The sequence below is a fragment of the Symbiopectobacterium sp. genome (assembly GCF_051710365.1).
Taxonomy (GTDB): domain Bacteria; phylum Pseudomonadota; class Gammaproteobacteria; order Enterobacterales; family Enterobacteriaceae; genus Symbiopectobacterium.
Genome location: NZ_JBPETA010000278.1, coordinates 1 through 2,982, shown reverse-complemented (window position 1 = coordinate 2,982; position 2,982 = coordinate 1). Strand labels below are relative to the sequence as shown.

General features: G+C 49.0%; 4 protein-coding genes and 1 pseudogene. 4 read left to right on the top strand and 1 reads right to left on the bottom strand.

The features are described 5' to 3' along the window. The 3 genes from ACTBDZ_RS16585 to ACTBDZ_RS16575 all read left to right on the top strand — a co-directional run. Nucleotides 1-456, top strand: a 456-nt coding sequence (locus tag ACTBDZ_RS16585; protein WP_438816113.1) for a hypothetical protein, incomplete at its 5' end; no start/stop codon positions are given. Then, nucleotides 453-611 (top strand): helix-turn-helix domain-containing protein, encoded by a 159-nt coding sequence (locus tag ACTBDZ_RS16580; protein WP_438816112.1) that lies wholly within the window; start codon nt 453-455, stop codon nt 609-611. The genes ACTBDZ_RS16585 and ACTBDZ_RS16580, both read left to right, overlap by 4 nt. Beyond that, complete coding sequence (locus tag ACTBDZ_RS16575) at nt 608-946, top strand: antiterminator Q family protein (protein ID WP_438815806.1); 339 nt, start codon at nt 608-610, stop codon at nt 944-946. Before ACTBDZ_RS16580 ends, ACTBDZ_RS16575 begins: the two co-directional genes overlap by 4 nt. 2 nt (nt 947-948) lie before the next feature. Here ACTBDZ_RS16575 and ACTBDZ_RS16570 read toward each other — a convergent pair whose 3' ends face one another. Then, nucleotides 949-1,260 (bottom strand): hypothetical protein, encoded by a 312-nt coding sequence (locus ACTBDZ_RS16570; RefSeq protein ID WP_438815807.1) that lies wholly within the window; start codon nt 1,258-1,260, stop codon nt 949-951. A 314-nt stretch (nt 1,261-1,574) separates the two neighbouring features. On the opposite strand from ACTBDZ_RS16570, the pseudogene ACTBDZ_RS16565 reads away from it, so the two are divergent. Further along, nucleotides 1,575-1,925: pseudogene (locus tag ACTBDZ_RS16565) on the top strand (ORF6N domain-containing protein); the annotation flags it as partial. Nucleotides 1,926-2,982: the final 1,057 nt, after the last annotated feature.

Sequence of the window (2,982 nt, the reverse complement as noted above, 5' to 3'; positions counted from 1 at the left end):
CTAAAACGCGATAAGCATGACGCGGTATTTTCCGAGCTTGTGCGCGAGAGGACCAACTGGCAGTGCGATTATTGCGGTAACTATTTTCATCACGACCACGGCCATCTCCATTGTTCCCATTTCAAGTCCCGCCGACACAAGGCAACCCGATACCATCCCTTCAATGCTTTTGCTCATTGCGTGGGCTGCCACCGTAAGTTGGGTGAAGACCCGTATGAGTTCACGATGCACGCCAACATCACTTATGGGGAGATGGTCATTGACCGCGTGGCGCATCTGGCAGCAGTGCCGGTGCGGTTAAAGCCGTGGCAGATGGATGAGATTTATCAGCACATGAAAACTGAGCTCAAGCGACTGCGGGAATTACGGGCCGGCGGAAATATCTGGCGAATCGAGTTCACGCTACCGCCCTGGTATCAGGAGGGCATTACCTATCGCATGGGGGAAGCGGCATGAGACAGCGTGTGCGACTGACGGCGGGAGATATTCCGCTTATTCGGGCACTTCTGGCCTCCGGTATGCCGGTGGCGGAGGTGGCGAGGAAATTCGAGACCAGCAAGCAGCATCTCTACAGCATCAAAAACGGCAAAAACTGGGGAGCGGTGAAATGAGAGATATTCGATACCTGTTGACGGCATGGGGAAACTGGAGCGGCTCACGCATTGGCACTGAGTACAAGGCGGCATGGCCCCTCGTCACGGCAAGCAGCGATATTCGGCCCATGCTGTCTGATGCCGACGGTGAGATAGTTGACCGGGCGGTAGGGCGGCTCAAGCACTTCGACCCGCTGGGATACGATATCGTGGTGGCGTATTACAAGGGCAAGGTGTCGTGCAGGGCTATAGCCAGAAAGATTGAAAATCGTCCAGATTACGTTACAGCATGCCTTGCTCGCGCTGAGGCCTACGTAGCAGGGCGAGTTGCTGAACTTTTGGAGGCAGCCTGATGTTACACTGAGGCTACAAAAAATGCTTTGATAATTAATGAAATCATGCCAGCAATGAGCGCACTAAGCATCCAGCGGATGAGCTTTTGTTCGGAACGGATGCCTGCCATTTCAAGCTGCAAATCTTTGCGAACGTCAGTGATCTGAAATGTTAAATCTTTACGCACGTCCTCAAGGTCACGTGTTGTGGCTACATCAGCAACTTCGTGAGACTTACGGACAGCAATAGAAATAGCCTTAGCCTGGTCTTTCGGCAGCCCGGCGTTCTCCAGTGTCTCGACGAATTCTTGAGTATCAAATGCGACTTGGCCCATAGCGGATCCTCCTGTGTTAAGCCAAGTGTAACCCAGTAATCTTATTGACGGAAGATCAACCCATGCGTTATAGTCACTCAGCACCTGTAAATCCAGGTGCTGGGATTCGAGCCCCGGGTATCTGAAAAGACGCATAGCCGCGTTAGCGGTTTTTTTATGCACGAAGCACGGGCACATCAAATAATGGTGGGGCGTGCAGGGGAACCGCGAGGTTCACCGGGTCTTTTCAGCCGGTAGTTCGAACCCTGTATGTCTCACCACCCTAAGATTCGAGCCTGACGGTGGTGATTAACCTTACTGAAAAGGAAAATCCCATGGCAACTCAAATTTCTGCAGAAACGATTTCCACAATTATTCATAATCAGATTCCGGTAATCACTACTGAATTATTGGCTCAGTTGTATGCAGTTGATGCTAACAACATTCAGCAAAACTATAAACGCAACACCGATCGCTTCATCGAAGGAAAACATTTCTTCAAGGCAACCGGGGATGAACTTAAAAGTTTGCGACTGACAATGGGTCAGTTACAAATTTCTGCCAAAACACGAGCTCTCATCCTTTGGACAGAACGAGGAGCGGCTAGACATGCGAAGATGCTTGAGACCGACAAAGCATGGGATGTGTTCGAGCAGCTGGAAGACTGCTACTTCAATCTGAAAGAATCGAAACATCTAACGTGCAAAACAAAATCATTACCGGGCAAATTAACTATCGAACAACAAGAAGCCATCAAACAGTTAGTGATTAATCGTGGTCGAAGCGTTCCGCAAGAGCATCAGGCGAAAGCAACCATCACACTGTGGTCAGCACTGAAAAGCCACTTCGGTTGCAGCTATAAAGAAATTCCCGAAGATAATTTTACCGAGGCGTTATCTCTCGCCGCTCGTGTACCGATTGAGGGTGAATTTATCGACAGAGCATCTTCACAAAATAGCTTGCCTGCTATCTCTGGCAGAATTGTTATTGACTATGAAGATTGCTCTGTGACACGTACGGAAGTGGTTGCCTCTAATTGTTTTATAGGGAATGTTGAAACACTATTCCAATACTTGGAAAAGCGTGGTGTCGTTGTGCTTACCAACGAAGATGAGCGCCGCAACTTCGTCAAAGAGAATCTGATGAGGCTGATTAACTGATCAAACGATCAGCTAAAGTGCTTGACTGTTATAACGTTATAACACATAATCTATTCATGCTGCGGCAAAAGCGCGCAGGACATGAAGCCTCAACTCCCTGCAAGTGGTTGGGGCTTTTTGCTGTCTCCGACTTGATCGGCTTCAAGACCTGCAAAGGGTGCGACTTGGCAGGCCGCCATCTGGATGATGGCGTTGTCATTCAAGTCCGTGTTACCCGTCCGCAGATAGTTAACTTCTGCATGACGGCTTAACGCGGCACCCATTCAAGCCCTTGCAGAAATGCAGGGGCTTTGTATTTGGAACTCTGGCGTAGATGGTTCGCGCGGATGCCTGAAGGGCATCAGGAGATAGTTCGATTTTATCGGGTTCCACCACATTCAAGGCTGAGCTAATTGCTCGGCTTTTTTATTTCCCCTTTCAATAACACACAGCGCCCACTTAGCGGGTGAGGCTATGACGGCTTTGTTGAATAAATAGAAAGTTTGGGTAATCATCGGAACAGATCACCATAGTTGTTTCAAAATCAGGTCTCCATGGCAAAACAAAATTTTAAAATCACTAACTGGCCCTCCTATAACAAGGC

Bases quoted from the DNA above. Each gene is read 5' to 3' on its own strand.
- ACTBDZ_RS16570 (WP_438815807.1), bottom strand. From the start codon at position 1,260: ATGGGCCAAGTCGCATTTGATACTCAAGAATTCGTCGAGACACTGGAG.
- ACTBDZ_RS16580 (WP_438816112.1), top strand. From the start codon at position 453: ATGAGACAGCGTGTGCGACTGACGGCGGGAGATATTCCGCTTATTCGG.
- ACTBDZ_RS16575 (WP_438815806.1), top strand. From the start codon at position 608: ATGAGAGATATTCGATACCTGTTGACGGCATGGGGAAACTGGAGCGGC.